Below are 15,127 nucleotides of genomic sequence, written 5' to 3'. Positions count from 1 at the left end.
AAGTTGCTGATCACCCCTCCGAACAACTCAGTCGATTAGAACGCAACATGCGTGGCCTTATGCAGCGCGGGTTTACGCATGTTGAGCAGTTCCCTTGGCGTTTCTTTTTAGACGCCATTGATGACATCAATCAACAAGAGAAATCATGAGTAACACAACGCTGGCTTATGCCCTGCAGCTAAACCCTGCGGGGTTTCTATCTGGCCTGAAAGAGGCTGAGGCACGCTATCAGGACATGATCAAGCGTTGGCCAGAGATGGCCAGTAAGCTGGAGTTGTTCTCAGCGGCAAACCGTGATTTCCAAAACCTGGCCAATCAGCTAGCTGAAGCCAAACACGAACTGGAGGCCTATCAACAGGCGACCAGCCAAGCCACATCGCCCATTACTTCGCTGGAGAAACTGCAAGGTGTGGCTGAGGCCGTGGTGAAATCCTTATCCGGTCAACTCGGTACGCAAGCGGTAATTCTTAAACAATCTCGCGCGGAGTTGCAGGCGTATGCGGCTGACAGCAAAGTACTGGAAGCTGCCCAGCAATCTGTTGAACAAAGTCAGTCCATTAATAGCGCTCGCCAGCTCGCCTCAGCCCGTATTGCACGGGCTGAACAGGTACTCAACATTCGTAGCCAGAAAGACATACAGCGGGAGATTGATCTTGTTGCGGCCGCCTACGGACGGTTGGCTCGGTCAGGCGAAATTTCATCGGCAGAGCTGGCTCGTGCCGCTGAGTCGGCAAAGTCAAAGATTGCCCTGCTGAAGCAAGAGATGTCGAATGTTTCAGCGACCAGTCTGCCACCAGTGGCCTCTCAGCTCCGTCAGATCGGGACTCAGGTTGCACCGGGACTGACTGCGGGCTACATCACCAAAGAAGCCTCGCAGTATGCCGCCAATTTTGAAGAGGCCATGGCCAAGGTGAATACCCAGTTGGAAGGCGCTCAGACGAAAGAGCTTCCCAATCTAACCAAAGGGGTACGTGATCTGGCGCAGAGTATGGGGGTCGATGCCACTCAGTCGGCGTATGCCTTGGCCGATATCTTCGGATCAATGGATTTTACTCGGCCAACGGATTCACTAAAGGTACTGCACCAAGCACAAATTGCAGCCAAGGGCGGATTCACGGATGTGGGGACCAGTGTTCGGGTCGGTCTCGGCATTATGAATGCCTATGGGAAGGGTACTGAAGATCTGAATGGTATCTACGACATCCTGTTTCAAACGATCAAGGACGGTGTAACGGAATTCCCGGCACTGGCGCAATCCATCGGTTTGGTCCTGCCAACGGCAGTCGGTGCAAAAGTACCGCTGAGTGAGTTGGGGGCCGCCATTGCCGTGTTAACCAACAAGGCCTATCAGACTCCGGCAGCCATTACCTCAATTAACGGGGCAATTACCCAGCTCACGGCACCATCAAAAGAAGCCAAAGACAAACTTGGTGAGTTAGGAATCACTTGGAATGGGCTGGCCGGTACGATTAAGCAAATTACCGATAAGCACCTTGGCATCGATGCTATCAAGTCCATCGTCCCGGATATGGAGGGTGCGCGCGGGGTATTAACCCTGTCACAGCACTACCAGGAACTCGCCAATGAAGTCGTCAAGATGGGGAATGTTGGCGGTGTGGCGATGGAGGCTTACGGCAAAGCAACCGATACGGCAAAGCATAGTGGAACGGAATTCAAAGGGGCCGTCTCGGAGCTGAAGATTGAGTTTGGTGACATGGTGAACTCAGCGACGCCATTCCTTAACTTTCTGACGGATATGTTGCGGTCCTTTAATGCCCTGCCTGAGCCGATCAAGGATGCTGGCCTTGCTTTAGCTGGGATGACTGCTGCCGGTGTAGCTGTATCCGGACTGCTCAATATTCTCGGTGTGGGTGGCCTTGCCGGAGTGCTTTCGAAACTGCCTACGCTGGCCGTTTCCAGTTCGGTCAGTGCGGTAGAACTTGGCGCAGGACTGGGGACTGTTGGGGCTTCGGCCATGGCGGCCGTGCCGTTATTGACAGCATTTGTGGCTGAGGTGGTTTGGACCAGCAACAAGTTGACCGAGTTGTATCGGCTATGGCGTGAAAATCAGGATATGCAAGATTCGGTATCTGCACGTAAAGCCGCGCTGGATCAAACAATAGCAACGACTAAAGACTACGCTAACACCGTCGTACAGAGTTCTGAAAAACTGTCTAAAGCATCGGTCAAGGAGCGCGAAGAGTACGCCAAAAAACTGGATCAGGCTAAAGCCTATTGGCAAGCAAGGATGGAGCAGGAAAGCGCAAGACAGTGGGACTCACCCGAGGCCATAAACGCAGCCAGGATGAATCATCTTTATGCTGACGCGATTACTCAACTGAAACAGATCAACGATTTGCTTGCCAAGCGGGATGAACTGCAGGGGCAGTTGAATGTAGCAGAGGCAGACTTAGCGAGTAAGTTGGCCGCGCAGAAGAAAAAACAGCAAGAAGCGGATATCAAAGCCTATGAAGAAAGCATCAAGTACAAAATCCACACACTGCAAACGCTGACAGCGGCTGAGCAAGCATATGTGGCCACCTCTACTAGCTTGCAGATGGAGCAAGGTAAGGCATGGGTCGAGTCGGCAAAAAAACAGGTTGATGTTGTCAAAGATGCCTTGCACAAGCAGGAGGAAGCCGCCAAGCAAACAGCCGATAAGATCAAACAGATCAATGCTGACCTCAAGAAAAAACAGGAGGCAATGGTCACTAGCAACATGTCCTATTCCGATAGGCTGCGTGTCATCCAACGCCGGAGCATGTCAGAAGATGATCAGCAAAAGGACATCGCAAAACAAACAGACGAAAAAATTAGTCAGTCCAGCTCCCTTCGTAACAAGGGCGACTATGAAGGAGCCAAAAAAGCTGCAGAGGATGCCTTGTCCTTGGCGGAAAGCATTAAAGACAACAAAAAGGCGGAGGAACTAGCCAAGAAAGCGATTGATCAGGCCAATTCGACCAGTAAGGCTGATATTGCCGACACTGAGCAGCAGAAGTCAGATCAGGAAGCCAAGCTGGCCGAACAGAACAAAGGTATCGATAAGCTGAAGCAGCAGCTGAATGATGCCAATGCCAACGTTAAATCGGTTGAAGAAACCTTGGCAAAGTTAATGGCGGCAGATAACCAGATCAAGGTAGATGCCGATGTTGAACAAGCCAAAACGAAGGTGCAAGAACTCAAGGATCAGATCGATTCAATCCAGGATAAGGTCGTCACGGTTAGTGTGCAGCAGAAGAATGCGGCGGCACCCGATACCAGTCTGCAAGCACAGGTCACTAAGGCTGCTGCGGCAGGGGCATCCACCGATGATCTAGTAAAAATCGCACTATCGACTTTTGATACCGGTGGCTGGACGGGACCGGGTGGGAAATATCAACCCGCTGGTATCGTTCACGCTGACGAATTTGTAATGCGTCAGGAAGTTACCCGCGAGCCGGGGGCTTTGGCATTGTTTGACCGGGTTAACCGCTATGGCTTGAAGGCTCTTCAGGGCTGGCGTGGCTATGCATCAGGGGGCATTGTCTCTCGCCTGAAACAACCTGCAGATCTAATCCGTAATACGTTGGATAGCATGCCAACGATCCAACCGGCACATTCATCCGGTTCACTTCGACCGGTAAATCTCCATCTACCCGGCCAGTCTGACCCGGTCCCGCTCTCCGGCAGCGAGGATGCGGTGAAGCAGCTGGTGGCCGCCGCCAAACTCATGAATCTGAAGAGGGGATGATATGAACGTCCACGACTATGCCCTGACATTCGGCATCGACGGCGTGTTAATCCCGGTTAAATCTGTCGTTAAAGTCACCCAGCGGTACGAGACCCTTGGCGGTCGCACCCTGACGCGCATGAGCAATGGCCGGGGCCATCTGCAATCCCGGTGGCAAAAGATGCGTAGCGAGTTGTCAGGTACCGGCTGGGCGCCGCTCCCGTTGGCCGGGCTGGACCGGAGCATCGTGCACACCATTGACTGCGTTGCTCCGCGCGCCGTGCCCATTGGCACCCCGGTCTCCGAACGCCCGGATGTGCCCGGCGTGATCCGCGACGGCATGTATGTGTACTGGCCCCGGCTCACCGGCTATCTGGAAATCACGGAAGACACCGACCCGCGCTCGGCCACGTGGGGCTGGACCATAACGATAGAGGAAGAATGATGGCGACTGTGCTCCCGAATGATGCTTATTCCCCGCTCACCCATGCTATTAGCGGACGTTCTATTTATCTGGATGGGTGGGAAACCACGCTAGCAGCTGACTGGACGCCAAACGGCATGAGCAGTCCTGTTCTGACTGACTGGATCGGTCTGGATACCCAGCTAAAAATGCTGTCCGGTACCACTGCCACAGTGGTGATCGAGTGGGACAGCGAAGATGGTACAACCTATCGTCGTCCCTTTTCACTATATGCCGCAGGCGATGTTATCCGCTGGGGTGACATGCCGGACATGGCGACCGGTGCAGTATCTGATGCCAGCATGACGATTCCGTCAGGAAGCCGGGTATACCTGCCGCTGATGGCCGCTGATATGCAGCTACTGGCTAACCGGTCTCCCGAGTGCATCACCTATGTCATCAACAATGGGACATGGGCCTGCATTGGCGGGTTTAGCCCGTATATGATGAATCCAGACGGCTCTGGCTTTCAGCTGCTTAAGCAGTAGAAAGTGGTGATAGCGGGCTGATTGTTCTGTGCTACTACACTGCCGCTGGGTATGTCGTACTGCAAACCACAAAACTATCTGGCGAAACAGTATGGTTTGATGCATCGGGAAGCGTTGGAGTCGTCTCATGATGTTCGGCCTGACGACGTTTGGCCGGCGCCATTCGGTACGGCCGGGGGAGAGAGCATCACCGGTGAAACCGTTTCGCTGCCGCTGGTGGTCACCGTCGCGCATACCCAGCCGGATGCTGTCACGATCTGGGATATCCGTGTTCTACTCACTGACCAGGACATCACCGACCACCTGACCGGGCAGGTCGTGATTGAGGCCGAGGAGTCTGCCGCCCGTATCGCCACGGTCAAGCTGCTGCTGACCGGGCAACGCCTGTCTGACCTGACTGGCAAGCCACTGGTGGTCGAGATGCGTCCGAACGTGCTGGCCAGCTGGCAGCGGCGCTTTACCGGCATCGTGGACACGCCCGAGTTTGGCCGGGATCGTGACTTTGTCACCCTGCATGCCCGTGACCAGCGGAGTGAATCGCTGGCTCTGGCCAGCCGGGCCGAGCTGGAGGCACTGCTGGGCGGCTACTGGTCTCAACATGTGTTTGCCCGCTACGCCGACAGCCTGCAATACGCCAATGACCGGTTATCTACCATCCCCGCTGCCTATGATCTGGATGTCTACGGCAATCCGCGCCTGACCCCATGGGCCGGGCTGGCGTCCAGCCTGACCCTGCATGCCGAGCGATATCGTCGATGAATCGCTATCGATTCAGCCCAGCAGCCACAAGTCGGTGATCAACCCGGTCACCAATGACAATGAATCACCCCAGACCATCAGTACCACGGCGATCTGCAAACTGTCGGACGGCAAGACCCTGACCACCAGTACCCAGCCGACGATCACCGGCGTGGCCACGCCCGGTATGACCGTAAAGGTGAAGGTCGGTGGCCAGACCCTGACTGCCACAGCGCCGGGGGCCACTGGTCGGCCAAGGTAACGAAACCCCGGCTGATGGCCGCTATACCCCGTGCGTCACCCTTACGTATGGAACCATCCAGTGCACGATGTGGGGCACGCCGTTTCAGGTGGCCCGGAATGGCAAAGGGACGGCAATCATCGGTCAGGCCGCGCAAGAGCGCGTCGTCGACTGCTCGCTGCAATACCGCTATCCGCGCCTGCACGAATACCGCCGCACCTATACCGGGCTATGGGTATGAGCTATGCCGAATACGCCAAAGGGAATAACGGCAAGCCGTACAAGCTTCCGGAGAAGTCGCTGTTCAAGTCAGCGGTGGATTCCAGTGGTTGGAAACTGCTCTCCGAGTTCTATACGTCGCCGCTACAGGGTGGTGTCCACTATGTCGGATATGTCGATAGCAGTGGCAACGTCCATTCTGGTGATACGGTGCCAGATGATGCCGTGGCGGTGCTGAAGTACAACAACGATTACACCGGCAAGCCCGAAGACGATCCGCGCTGCGAGTCTGCGGTGATCGCCATCGCCAAGCGAGTGGTGCAGACCCTGACCGAGCGGTGGCGTATTACCGTGACGGCACCGGACAGCATTGCCGCGCTGGGCGAGATGAAGAAACAGGGGCAGACCGCCAGTATCGATGCTCGGCAGTGCATTTGACGCCTCGGCCTGGACAGACTCGACCACCATGCTGCCGGAAGTGGGCACCACCTCGGTCGACCTCACCAGTCTGGCCGATGCCACCCGTGAGGACGCCAATCTGGCCATCCAGACACTGGCTGCCATTGCCCGGCGCCAGATTCTGGAATCCCACCGTTTAACCCGCGTTAAATTCAGCCTGCCGATTAACCCGGCTTTAGACACCTCGCGGGCAATCACGGTAGACCGGCCCGACCTGCTGACCAGCGGCAAGATTGCCCGCCTGACCGAAACCTACGACCTGACGGCGGGTAGTGCACTGGCCGCCGTCGAGCTGGCCATCTCGGGCCTGATCGGTGTTGGCACCGTCGACAGCGACCCGCTAAAAAGCCCGGAGCTGGAGGCGCTGCCCAGCCAGTCCCGGGCGGATAGTGCGGATCTGGGCACCTGCCTTGAGGGACGCAGCCAGTACAGCACCAGCACCACCGGCTATACCACGGGGGCTAGTGGAGATGCCGCCTCGGAATACCCCCATGAAGTGGCCATCGCCGTGCCGGAGATTCCGGTCTACCTCACCGACCCGGTCTCGCGGGAACTGGCCTACACCGTGTCCGTGGCCATTCCTGTCGATCATCTGGAGTTCCGCTCATGAGCCTGACATTCGGCTTTTATCGTGACGCCGAGCGTCACCAGCCGCTTGCCAGCTGGCATTAGCCGGTGGCACTGTTACCCGGATCTGGGTCGGTACCGATGGCAGCAAGGTGGCCATGACACCCAGTGGTGAAACCATCACCCTGACGGCGCAGGCCATCGGCCCCGGACTCCCGGCCAGCCAGATCAGACTGGCCAACTCGCTCTCAGAACTCGCCCATGGCGGTGCCAGCGTAGCCATCGGGCAAGTGGTGTCCGGCATGCAAGCACTGTGGCTGCAGGTTGAAGATGCCGGACTGGACGATGGCCAGTACGCCAACCTTTCACTGGTCAGCAACGAAATCTACGAGGTGTAACCATGGCGAGACTCAGCGCACAAGAAGCGGCCGAAGTCGCCCAGGCACTGGCCCGGCAATCCAGCCAGAAGACCGACCCCGGCCTACCGCCCGCCAGCGGCCCCGGTGGTATTCCCGGCGGGATATTTCGTGGCAAGGCAACGGAAGGTAGTGGGACTGGCCAGACGTCGGCGGGCCTCGCGGCCAAGTATGTGGAAACCGGCCGGACGCTCTACGACAGCACCACCGACACCACGCCTTACTTTACCCATGACGGGCTGTTCCGGATTGGAACAGTGCCGATCAAAACCCTGACCATTGCCGAGTCAAACAGCAGCGGAAACCCCACTGGTTCACCCGTCACCATCACCTTCAAACAGGGGGCATGATGATCGACCAGCCGACCCAATACGGATTCATTGGCGGTGGGTATGTCGTCGTTACCCCAGACAAAGATGCCCCATATTCAAGCATCACCGGGTTTGGTTCCACCGGTACGCTGTTCCGCGATGACGGCCAAACATTTCCATGGAAGGGCATCAATCCGTTTGATTGCAAACTGAATAATTATGGTGGATTTCTTACTGGTGGCAGCCCCGTGTACATGAATGTCACCACGGTACCGAACGCCCCTAAAAACGTGGCCGGTGCCCGAAACGATATCTGGACATCCGGGCCGCAGATGTCGGTGTATGGCGGCAAGCATCGTCTTGGTGGGGGATGGCTTTGTTGGCTGTACCCCATCGCTCCCGGCGAAGTCTTGAAACTCACGGTTGGGGCGGGAGGCTACGCCGATGACCGGGAGTACACCTACCAGCCCAACGTCGTGGTTCATAGCACCATCACCAAGACCGAGGACGATGACAGCGACTACGAGTGGGTCATGGCCTCAAAAGATGGAAAGACGGCCTTGTTGAGAAGCACCCGGCGCTATTACTACCAGGTCAACGTGACCAGCGTGGTCCGTACGGACAATGTCAGTGACCCGTACCGCATCAATAAGACCCGCTACGACGTGACGATGACGATTCAACAGCTTGGACGGGTGCAGGTTGACGTAAAAGAAGGGGGATGGACGTATTTTTACAAAGGGCCGCTCTATACCCTGAGTGAAGCGGGCAACGTCGTACCGGTCGACTTCTATGTCAGAACAACCGGTACCGTCGAAATGGTCAAAGTCAGGGAAGTGCTTACGTATCCGACCTCTGACGGGGCGGGCCACCCGATGGGGACGCCGTACATTGTCGAGTACGGCTACTATCTGGAGGACTACACCTTCAGCCAGAAAATCGGGTCCATTTCGTTTGATTTTCATCGGAAAAATGCAGAGGATGGTTGGTCGCGTCGGCAAGATACCGGGGAAATCTTGCCGTACGGCACGGACAGCTTCGACCTTCCGGCGCTGGAAATCACGCACAGCCTGATCGGCATTGATATCGGCACCGGTGATATCAACGCTGGTAGTTTTTCGGATGGCAGCCACACCCTGAATGTCATGCCGCTGACGATCAGTGAGTCAACCAGCCATGTCGACCACCACGTCTACTACGACCTGACCACCCAGCAGGTTATCCCCGAAGACAAAATCCTGCGCAAGAACGCCAACGCCAGCTATGTCCGGGCCATCTCCCCGGACAGGATCTTCCTGTCAGATAACCCGAACGACCAGAGTGTGTTTTTTGTGTAGGGGCGCCCATGGCCGTCATACTTGTTACTGCTTACATTCGGCAATTAAATTTCTTCTGATAATTGGCCCGTATGCCGACGGGATGGCGCTTTCATTACGATCAATAAGTTTGTATGGGCCTTGGCATGCCTTTGTAGCCGCCTCATAGCAAGAACTCCAGTCATCTGCGGCACCATCGCACGAAACAAGAAACCCCTGTTTACCATCAGGTGTTGTCATAGGTTTAACTATCGCCGCACAGCCAGAAATGACAATGCATGCAGTAAGTAAAAATATTTTTATGGTTTTCATTGATGTCATAATTATCTATCCGAATCTATTTAAAATTGACAACGGCACTATAGGAGCCAATGGCGAAAAATAGAATACTTAATACAGCAAATAGTATTGAAATTTTTAGTATGCACGCATGATTTGTCTTGGAATTATTTTCATGGAACTCCATAGATTCCTGATATAAATTCAGCTGAGTTAGGTAACTTGTTATAAAACAAGCGCCACAACAAAATAGCCCTGCCAAGAAGCACCCCATGGAGCATTTCATATTTGGAACTGGGATATTTTTTCCTGCCAGATTCCCAGGTAAGATAATAATGCAACAGCCGCCCCTCCATTGAAAACGGCAAGTAATTTCATTCCCTCAACGGAAATTTGTATAAGTGATTTGTATGTTTCAACTGCGTGTTCTTTTTGAATTGAAGGTGCGCTCATTAGTGGCCCAATAGTTATGAATATAGGAGCATATATTCTTCACGACTTAGCGACCATCAAATTATGCATAATAGATGATTGATTTAGCAATAGTTTTGATCGGTCACTAATCTACCGAACCCCTTCCCACCTCCCTGAAGCCACCAGACGCCGGACAATTCGCCTTGTTCGGCGTTTTTGCTTTAGGAACCCCATGAAACCGTATGCCCGTCCCGACCCACTGGAGATTACCCGGGCTGCACCTTCGAGAAGTCTTGGCAGTGGACGGCGGGCGGTAAGCCTGTCGATCTAACCGGGGCCGAGTTCGAACTGGTGGCTAAGGCCGATGCCGGGTCCATGGACACGCTCTTGTTCCTGACCACCGGTACTGGCATCACCGTCACGGATAGTACCTTCACTTTCCGCATCGAATCCGACATCACCCGAACCTACGCCCGGCGTTCTGCCGTTTTCAACCTGAGAGTGCGCTGGCCCGGCCCCGAGCCACGCCGCGTGGACCTTGTCATGACCGGGACGATCGTCGTGAAACCGGGAGTGCTGGCGCCATGAGCGATCCGGAAATCATCGAACTGGTGCCCAGCGTCGAGGTCGAGGTGCTGGAAACCACGGTTATCGACCGCGAGGTGCTCACCACCTCGGCAGAACAGGGGCCACCCGGTCCGCCCGGCCAATCCGGTACTGCTGAATTCGATGTCGACCTTGTTTTGATCTACCAAATCGCGAAACTCTAAGGAACCACCATGACACTTGATGTGAAACTCTCTGCATTGGCACAAGCGCTCGCCACCGATGTAAAAGCCTTGATGGCTGCTGTTGGCAATCCTGCCGCACTGAATACCACAGCGAAGACCTCTCTTGTCAACGCCATTAATGAGTTACAGCTGGCCCTGCAATCAGCCACTGGCATCAACGATGCAGCTATATCGGCCGCATCCACGTACTCGTCCAGCAAGGTCACCGATCTGCTGGCTCAACTGAAGGAAGATATCCTCGGCGGATCTAGCGCGGCCTACGATACGCTGAAGGAAATCGAAGCCAAGTTGGGGGGTGATGACACCGCTTTGGCCAACCTGCTTTCCGCTGTAGGCAATCGTGTAAGCTTTGCTGATGTCCAGACGCTCACTGCTGCCCAGCAGTTGCAGGCGTGCCAGAATATCGGCGTGGGTGACCCGACTATTGACCTCGTTGCCATCTACAACGCCGCCAAGGCATAAGAGGGCTGCCGTATGTCGCTGCTTGCGAACATTCAGTCTTCCCTCGGCGCGATTGGAGCTGACATCAAAAGCCTGTTTAACCGTGGCTCTAGCAAGACGGGCGACATTCTCTACGCTGCCGATGCCCCCGGACCTGACTGGCTGCCATGCGATGGCTCGGCCTACCTGCAAAGCAGCTATCCGGCGTTGTACGGGAAGCTGGGTACTATTCCAACCAGCAACTTGGGTGATCTCGTTCCCCAAATCCTGCCGACCTCGAACTGGATGGCTGTCGCCTTTGGTAACGGCATGTTTGTTGCGCTGGCAGCAGGTAGCGGCCTATACAGCTACAGCTCACCGGATGGCATCAACTGGACTAAACGGTCCATGGGCGCGACGGCATCATGGGATTCAGTCGCCTACGGGAATGGAGTTTTTGTCGCCGTCGCTAACGGCACGGCGACCATGGCCACGTCTTCTGACGGTATGACATGGACAACACATACGATGCCGAACAGCTATTGGAAGGCGGTAGCGTTCGGTAACGGTGTCTTTGTCGCGCTTGCCAATAACACGTCGATTGCTGCCACGTCGCCAGACGGGGTGACGTGGACGCAGCGGGCGATAGGCATATCGGCCAACTGGTCAGCACTGACCTACGGAAACGGCGTCTTCGTCGCGGTAGCAATGACTAACAATACCGTGTGCGCCACTTCCCCGGACGGGGTGACGTGGACATTCGGCGGCACACTGCCGGTCAATGCAAGCTGGACCAGCATCGCCTATGGAAACGGCGTCTTTGTGGCGGTAGGCTCGTCAGGCTTTGCCGTCTCGGCGGACGGGCAGCACTGGACCGGGGGATACCTCCCGTATATTTCGTCAATCGGCGTGGTTATTTTCTGTAACGGTTACTTCGCGGCTTTTAACGCATCCGGTTACTTCGCGGCCACGTCTACCGACGGAATCGTGTGGAGTAAGCACACACAACCCGCCGCCTTTACATGCAACAGCGCGGCGTTTGGCGGGGGGATGGTCGTTGTTTTACCTGCATCTGGCGTGGTTTACGGCATATCCCCTGATGGGCCGCGTTACAGCTACGACACCGGGACCCAGTTTGTCGTCCCTGACATCGACGCGCTGGATGGCCGTATCAGCCAGCTCAAAGCTTACGTGAGGACTTAACCATGGCCGACCTGATCAGTGTTTACGTCTGTGGTTCTGACTGGCTGTTTGACCATGTTGAACAGCTTGACCCGACTGGGCCGCTCCCGCACTACTCGACACTAACGCCGGTACCACCAATATCGGGGAGCGAGGTGGCCAAGTACCAGAACGGCCAGTGGGTGGTGCTGCCGGAACGGCCAATCAAATCGGAGGTCGTGCCAGACCCGGCACCGGCTATTCCGCAGGAAGTCACCCGCTTTCAAGCGCGTGGTGCGCTTTACCAGGCTGGGCTACTGGACAAGGTGGAAGCATTCATTGCCGCCGAGGGAACGGACATGATGCTGAAGCTGGCTTGGCAGGATGCCCAGACGTTCAAACGGTACAGCCCGTTTATCACCGGGGTTGGTCAGCAGCTAGGGCTGACGGATAAGCAGCTGGATGCGCTGTTTGTCGCGGCCAGTCTGATTGAGTAGGGGGAGGGTTAAAAGCCGGTATTTTTGCGGGTTATTTGCACTGGTTAGCCGTGTTGGGCAGTGCAAAAGCCCGCGCTAAACTGTGCAAATCAATTCGCAACGTTACAGCAAGGCGAGGATGCAAAAAATACAACTGGCCATGCCGACGACACAACGCTTCACAAGGTCTATGACAGGCGAAGTATTCGCAAGGGAAAGGCCGTGAAGTAGTGTTTATATTAGACAGCACTGTCTAATATTTTTCTAAAACCATGAATGTGAAACGGGCCTTGCATAGCTGCAAGGCCCGTCTGTATTGGTGCCGGAGAGAGGAGTCGAACCCCCGACCTTCTGATTACAAGTCAGCTGCTCTACCAACTGAGCTACACCGGCGATAGGCGCGTAATATACCTAGGCCACCAAGCTAACGCAAGTCGTTTACTTTGCTTTTTTATGCTTTGCGTGCTGCTTGCCATGCAACTGTTTGATTTTATGATGCTTGACCGGTTTCACGGCTTTTTTGTGTGTGATCAGGTTTTTCTTGCCTTGATGTAGATGCTTGGTCGAACGGACGTGACGTGCCGCCAGTTTGGGTTGACCACGTCGATGGCTCTTGATTTTGCCGCGATGAACTGAGTGTTTTTGGGCGCGATGCGTAGCGCTCATATTCGATGCATTGGCGTGTTTCTTGCTTTTAACCATAGAAGGGGGCGGCTGCATGTCTCCCGGAAGAGGGGTGTCTTCCGGCTCTGCCATGGCAAATCCTGACGATAATGTCATTAAAATAATGCATAGTGCTTTTAAGGGAGATTTGATCGTCATTTTTTAATATGCCACCTGATTTTAGTGAAAATTTTGTCAATAAAAAAAGACAGGGTATAGTAGCATGCAGCCGACTCTCACAACGAGTCAAACCGAAACAACGACACGGAGATACGAGGATGAAGCAGTCCAGAAGAATGCTACTTGCCAGTGTTTTGCTTGCAACGGTAGCTGTTACCGCTTGTGGTAAAAAAACCGAACAAGCCAGTGCAAGCGCCGGGGCCGCTAGCACTCCGGCCGCATCCGCAGCCAAGGAGTATGTTGTTGGAACGGACGCAACATATGCTCCGTTTGAATTCCAGAATGACAAAAAAGAAATCGTTGGCTTTGATATTGACGTGCTGAGTGCCGTTGCCGCCAAGGCTGGTTTCAAGGTCAAGTTCGTCAATACCCCGTGGGAAGGTATCTTCTCCACGCTGCAGCAAGGCGATCGCGACATTCTGACTTCCGCCATCACCATTACGGATGAGCGCAAGCAAAGCATGGACTTCTCTGATCCGTACTTTGAAGCCCGTCAGCTGATTGCCGTAGCCAAGGGTGTGTCGGACATCAAGACCTTCCAAGACTTGAAGGCCAAGAAGGTTGCCGTGCAAACTGGCACGACGGGTGATGATGTCGTGAAAAAGCTGTTGGGCAAAACCAGCTCTAACATCAAGCGCTTTGAAAGCATGCCGCTGGCCCTGAAAGAGCTGGAAAGCGGCGGCGTTCAGGCGGCAGTTGGTGATAACGGCGTCGTTATCAACTACGTAAAAAATAATCCGCAAAACGGCATTTCTGTCGTTGCCGATGACAAGAGCTTCTCCGCAGAGTTCTATGGCTTTGCCGTCAAGAAGGGCAATAAGGAATTGCTGGCCAAGATTAATAGCGGCCTGAAAGCAATCAAAGCTGACGGCACCTATGATTCTATTTACGCCAAGTACTTTGGCGCCAAAAAGTAATTAGCATAGTTGAAATACGCCCGGTCAGAGGTATTGGCCGGGCCTTTTAATTAAGGGTAGGCAAGATGGATTTCCGCTGGGAAATGATTAACGAGTATCTTCCGCTGTTTATCGATGGCGTGAAGATGACATTATCCATCACGATTATCGCTGTGGTTTTAGGTACGTTAATTGGCCTATTCATGGGTGTGGCTCGACTCGCTCAGGCAAAGCACGGGTTTGCCAAGATTTTTCTCCGCTACGGCGTGCGTTTTCCGGCAGCGGCCTATGTGACTTTTTTCCGTGGCACGCCACTGTTTGTGCAGATACTGCTGGTGCATTTTGCGCTGATGCCATCACTAATCCATCCTACTGATGGTTTGTTGATTGATGGTGATCTGGCACGCGAGATTCGCCAGAACTATGGCGCATTCCTGTCCGGGCTGTTGGCGCTGACATTGAACGCTGGTGCTTACATTACCGAGATCTTTCGCGCGGGGATTCAGTCCATAGACAAAGGTCAGATGGAGGCGGCCCGCTCGCTCGGGTTGTCGTATGGTCAGGCCATGAAGCTCGTGGTGGTGCCGCAAGCCTTCCGCCGCATGTTGCCGCCACTGGGGAACGAAGCAATCATGCTGCTCAAGGACAGCTCTCTGGTGTCTGCCATCGGGTTGGCCGAACTCGCGTTTGCCGCGCGCACAGTGGCCGGGGTCTATTCTCGCTACTGGGAGCCTTACCTGACGATTTCCTTCCTCTATCTGGCGATGACCATGTTGATGGCTCGGGGCATCTCCAGTCTGGAGAAGCGGTACCAGATTGCTGCACACTAGTGGTGCACTAACGTCAAAAACAAGGCCGGGGAAACCCGGCTTTTTGTTGTCCAGACATGCGGGCAGGGTGTCGGCATGGTAGAATGTGCG

At 54.8% G+C, this 15,127-nt stretch carries 18 protein-coding genes, 1 tRNA gene and 1 pseudogene; 18 read left to right on the top strand and 2 right to left on the bottom strand.

Features of this window, described 5'->3' with window-relative positions; genetic code table 11:
• Positions 1-145: 145 nt before the first annotated feature.
• The 16 genes and pseudogenes from GKE73_RS19050 (at position 146) to GKE73_RS18975 (ending at position 12,489) form a co-directional block, all read left to right on the top strand.
• A complete protein-coding gene (locus tag GKE73_RS19050; RefSeq protein ID WP_230370758.1) occupies positions 146-3,730 on the top strand; it encodes a phage tail tape measure protein in 3,585 nt (1,194 codons plus the stop codon).
• A gap of 1 nt (position 3,731) precedes the next feature.
• Positions 3,732-4,154: a hypothetical protein gene (locus GKE73_RS19045; RefSeq protein WP_230371125.1), complete on the top strand. Its 423-nt coding sequence runs from the start codon at positions 3,732-3,734 to the stop codon at positions 4,152-4,154.
• Positions 4,154-4,660 (top strand): hypothetical protein, encoded by a 507-nt coding sequence (locus GKE73_RS19040; RefSeq protein ID WP_230371124.1) that lies wholly within the window; start codon positions 4,154-4,156, stop codon positions 4,658-4,660. The genes GKE73_RS19045 and GKE73_RS19040 overlap by 1 nt, the downstream gene beginning before the upstream one ends.
• Before the next feature lie 51 nt (positions 4,661-4,711).
• On the top strand, positions 4,712-5,419 hold the full coding sequence (locus tag GKE73_RS19035; protein WP_230371123.1) for a hypothetical protein: 708 nt from the start codon (positions 4,712-4,714) through the stop codon (positions 5,417-5,419).
• Positions 5,397-5,660: a hypothetical protein gene (locus GKE73_RS19030; protein WP_230371122.1), complete on the top strand. Its 264-nt coding sequence runs from the start codon at positions 5,397-5,399 to the stop codon at positions 5,658-5,660. The genes GKE73_RS19035 and GKE73_RS19030 overlap by 23 nt, the downstream gene beginning before the upstream one ends.
• 67 nt (positions 5,661-5,727) lie before the next feature.
• Positions 5,728-5,880, top strand: a complete 153-nt coding sequence (locus GKE73_RS19025) for a hypothetical protein (protein WP_230371121.1) — start codon at positions 5,728-5,730, stop codon at positions 5,878-5,880.
• The gene (locus GKE73_RS19020) at positions 5,877-6,296 is read left to right on the top strand and encodes a hypothetical protein (protein WP_230371120.1); all 420 of its coding nucleotides are present in this window, start codon (positions 5,877-5,879) and stop codon (positions 6,294-6,296) included. Before GKE73_RS19025 ends, GKE73_RS19020 begins: the two co-directional genes overlap by 4 nt.
• On the top strand, positions 6,277-6,927 hold the full coding sequence (locus tag GKE73_RS19015) for a hypothetical protein (protein ID WP_230371119.1): 651 nt from the start codon (positions 6,277-6,279) through the stop codon (positions 6,925-6,927). Before GKE73_RS19020 ends, GKE73_RS19015 begins: the two co-directional genes overlap by 20 nt.
• Before the next feature lie 115 nt (positions 6,928-7,042).
• On the top strand, positions 7,043-7,282 hold the full coding sequence (locus tag GKE73_RS19010) for a hypothetical protein (protein ID WP_230371118.1): 240 nt from the start codon (positions 7,043-7,045) through the stop codon (positions 7,280-7,282).
• 2 nt (positions 7,283-7,284) lie between these two features.
• On the top strand, positions 7,285-7,650 hold the full coding sequence (locus GKE73_RS19005) for a hypothetical protein (protein WP_230371117.1): 366 nt from the start codon (positions 7,285-7,287) through the stop codon (positions 7,648-7,650).
• Positions 7,647-8,948: a hypothetical protein gene (locus tag GKE73_RS19000; protein WP_230371116.1), complete on the top strand. Its 1,302-nt coding sequence runs from the start codon at positions 7,647-7,649 to the stop codon at positions 8,946-8,948. Before GKE73_RS19005 ends, GKE73_RS19000 begins: the two co-directional genes overlap by 4 nt.
• Positions 8,949-9,911: 963 nt before the next feature.
• Positions 9,912-10,208, top strand: a pseudogene (locus tag GKE73_RS18995) (hypothetical protein); the annotation flags it as partial.
• Positions 10,205-10,390: a hypothetical protein gene (locus tag GKE73_RS18990; protein ID WP_230371114.1), complete on the top strand. Its 186-nt coding sequence runs from the start codon at positions 10,205-10,207 to the stop codon at positions 10,388-10,390. The pseudogene GKE73_RS18995 and the gene GKE73_RS18990, both read left to right, overlap by 4 nt.
• A 9-nt stretch (positions 10,391-10,399) precedes the next feature.
• Positions 10,400-10,873: a hypothetical protein gene (locus tag GKE73_RS18985; protein WP_230371113.1), complete on the top strand. Its 474-nt coding sequence runs from the start codon at positions 10,400-10,402 to the stop codon at positions 10,871-10,873.
• A 12-nt stretch (positions 10,874-10,885) separates the two neighbouring features.
• A complete protein-coding gene (locus GKE73_RS18980) occupies positions 10,886-12,034 on the top strand; it encodes a phage tail protein (protein WP_230371112.1) in 1,149 nt (382 codons plus the stop codon).
• Positions 12,035-12,036: 2 nt separating this feature from the next.
• Positions 12,037-12,489, top strand: a complete 453-nt coding sequence (locus GKE73_RS18975) for a hypothetical protein (protein WP_230371111.1) — start codon at positions 12,037-12,039, stop codon at positions 12,487-12,489.
• Between the two features lie 296 nt (positions 12,490-12,785).
• Here the strand turns inward: GKE73_RS18975 and GKE73_RS18970 are convergent.
• Together GKE73_RS18970 and GKE73_RS18965 are read right to left on the bottom strand one after the other, a co-directional pair.
• Positions 12,786-12,861: transfer RNA gene (locus tag GKE73_RS18970), tRNA-Thr, on the bottom strand.
• A gap of 45 nt (positions 12,862-12,906) precedes the next feature.
• Positions 12,907-13,224, bottom strand: a complete 318-nt coding sequence (locus GKE73_RS18965) for a hypothetical protein (RefSeq protein WP_230371110.1) — start codon at positions 13,222-13,224, stop codon at positions 12,907-12,909.
• Positions 13,225-13,409: 185 nt separating this feature from the next.
• On the opposite strand from GKE73_RS18965, the gene GKE73_RS18960 reads away from it, so the two are divergent.
• A complete protein-coding gene (locus tag GKE73_RS18960) occupies positions 13,410-14,228 on the top strand; it encodes a basic amino acid ABC transporter substrate-binding protein (protein WP_230371109.1) in 819 nt (272 codons plus the stop codon).
• A 65-nt stretch (positions 14,229-14,293) separates the two neighbouring features.
• A complete protein-coding gene (locus GKE73_RS18955) occupies positions 14,294-15,037 on the top strand; it encodes an amino acid ABC transporter permease (protein ID WP_230371108.1) in 744 nt (247 codons plus the stop codon).
• Positions 15,038-15,127 lie beyond the last annotated feature (90 nt).

Source organism: Paludibacterium denitrificans (assembly GCF_009707705.1).
In the GTDB taxonomy this organism is placed as follows: Bacteria; Pseudomonadota; Gammaproteobacteria; order Burkholderiales; family Chromobacteriaceae; genus Paludibacterium_A; species Paludibacterium_A denitrificans.
Note: the sequence above shows the minus strand (reverse complement) of the source record. Positions and strands in the feature narration are given on the sequence as shown.

Bases quoted from the DNA above. Each gene is read 5' to 3' on its own strand.
- GKE73_RS19040 (WP_230371124.1), top strand. From the start codon at position 4,154: ATGGCGACTGTGCTCCCGAATGATGCTTATTCCCCGCTCACCCATGCT.
- GKE73_RS19035 (WP_230371123.1), top strand. From the start codon at position 4,712: ATGTCGTACTGCAAACCACAAAACTATCTGGCGAAACAGTATGGTTTG.
- GKE73_RS19000 (WP_230371116.1), top strand. From the start codon at position 7,647: ATGATGATCGACCAGCCGACCCAATACGGATTCATTGGCGGTGGGTAT.
- GKE73_RS19010 (WP_230371118.1), top strand. From the start codon at position 7,043: ATGACACCCAGTGGTGAAACCATCACCCTGACGGCGCAGGCCATCGGC.
- GKE73_RS19015 (WP_230371119.1), top strand. From the start codon at position 6,277: ATGCTCGGCAGTGCATTTGACGCCTCGGCCTGGACAGACTCGACCACC.
- GKE73_RS19005 (WP_230371117.1), top strand. From the start codon at position 7,285: ATGGCGAGACTCAGCGCACAAGAAGCGGCCGAAGTCGCCCAGGCACTG.
- GKE73_RS19050 (WP_230370758.1), top strand. From the start codon at position 146: ATGAGTAACACAACGCTGGCTTATGCCCTGCAGCTAAACCCTGCGGGG.
- GKE73_RS18975 (WP_230371111.1), top strand. From the start codon at position 12,037: ATGGCCGACCTGATCAGTGTTTACGTCTGTGGTTCTGACTGGCTGTTT.
- GKE73_RS18985 (WP_230371113.1), top strand. From the start codon at position 10,400: ATGACACTTGATGTGAAACTCTCTGCATTGGCACAAGCGCTCGCCACC.
- GKE73_RS19045 (WP_230371125.1), top strand. From the start codon at position 3,732: ATGAACGTCCACGACTATGCCCTGACATTCGGCATCGACGGCGTGTTA.
- GKE73_RS19025 (WP_230371121.1), top strand. From the start codon at position 5,728: ATGTGGGGCACGCCGTTTCAGGTGGCCCGGAATGGCAAAGGGACGGCA.
- GKE73_RS18980 (WP_230371112.1), top strand. From the start codon at position 10,886: ATGTCGCTGCTTGCGAACATTCAGTCTTCCCTCGGCGCGATTGGAGCT.
- GKE73_RS18965 (WP_230371110.1), bottom strand. From the start codon at position 13,224: ATGGCAGAGCCGGAAGACACCCCTCTTCCGGGAGACATGCAGCCGCCC.
- GKE73_RS19020 (WP_230371120.1), top strand. From the start codon at position 5,877: ATGAGCTATGCCGAATACGCCAAAGGGAATAACGGCAAGCCGTACAAG.
- GKE73_RS19030 (WP_230371122.1), top strand. From the start codon at position 5,397: ATGCCGAGCGATATCGTCGATGAATCGCTATCGATTCAGCCCAGCAGC.
- GKE73_RS18955 (WP_230371108.1), top strand. From the start codon at position 14,294: ATGGATTTCCGCTGGGAAATGATTAACGAGTATCTTCCGCTGTTTATC.
- GKE73_RS18960 (WP_230371109.1), top strand. From the start codon at position 13,410: ATGAAGCAGTCCAGAAGAATGCTACTTGCCAGTGTTTTGCTTGCAACG.
- GKE73_RS18990 (WP_230371114.1), top strand. From the start codon at position 10,205: ATGAGCGATCCGGAAATCATCGAACTGGTGCCCAGCGTCGAGGTCGAG.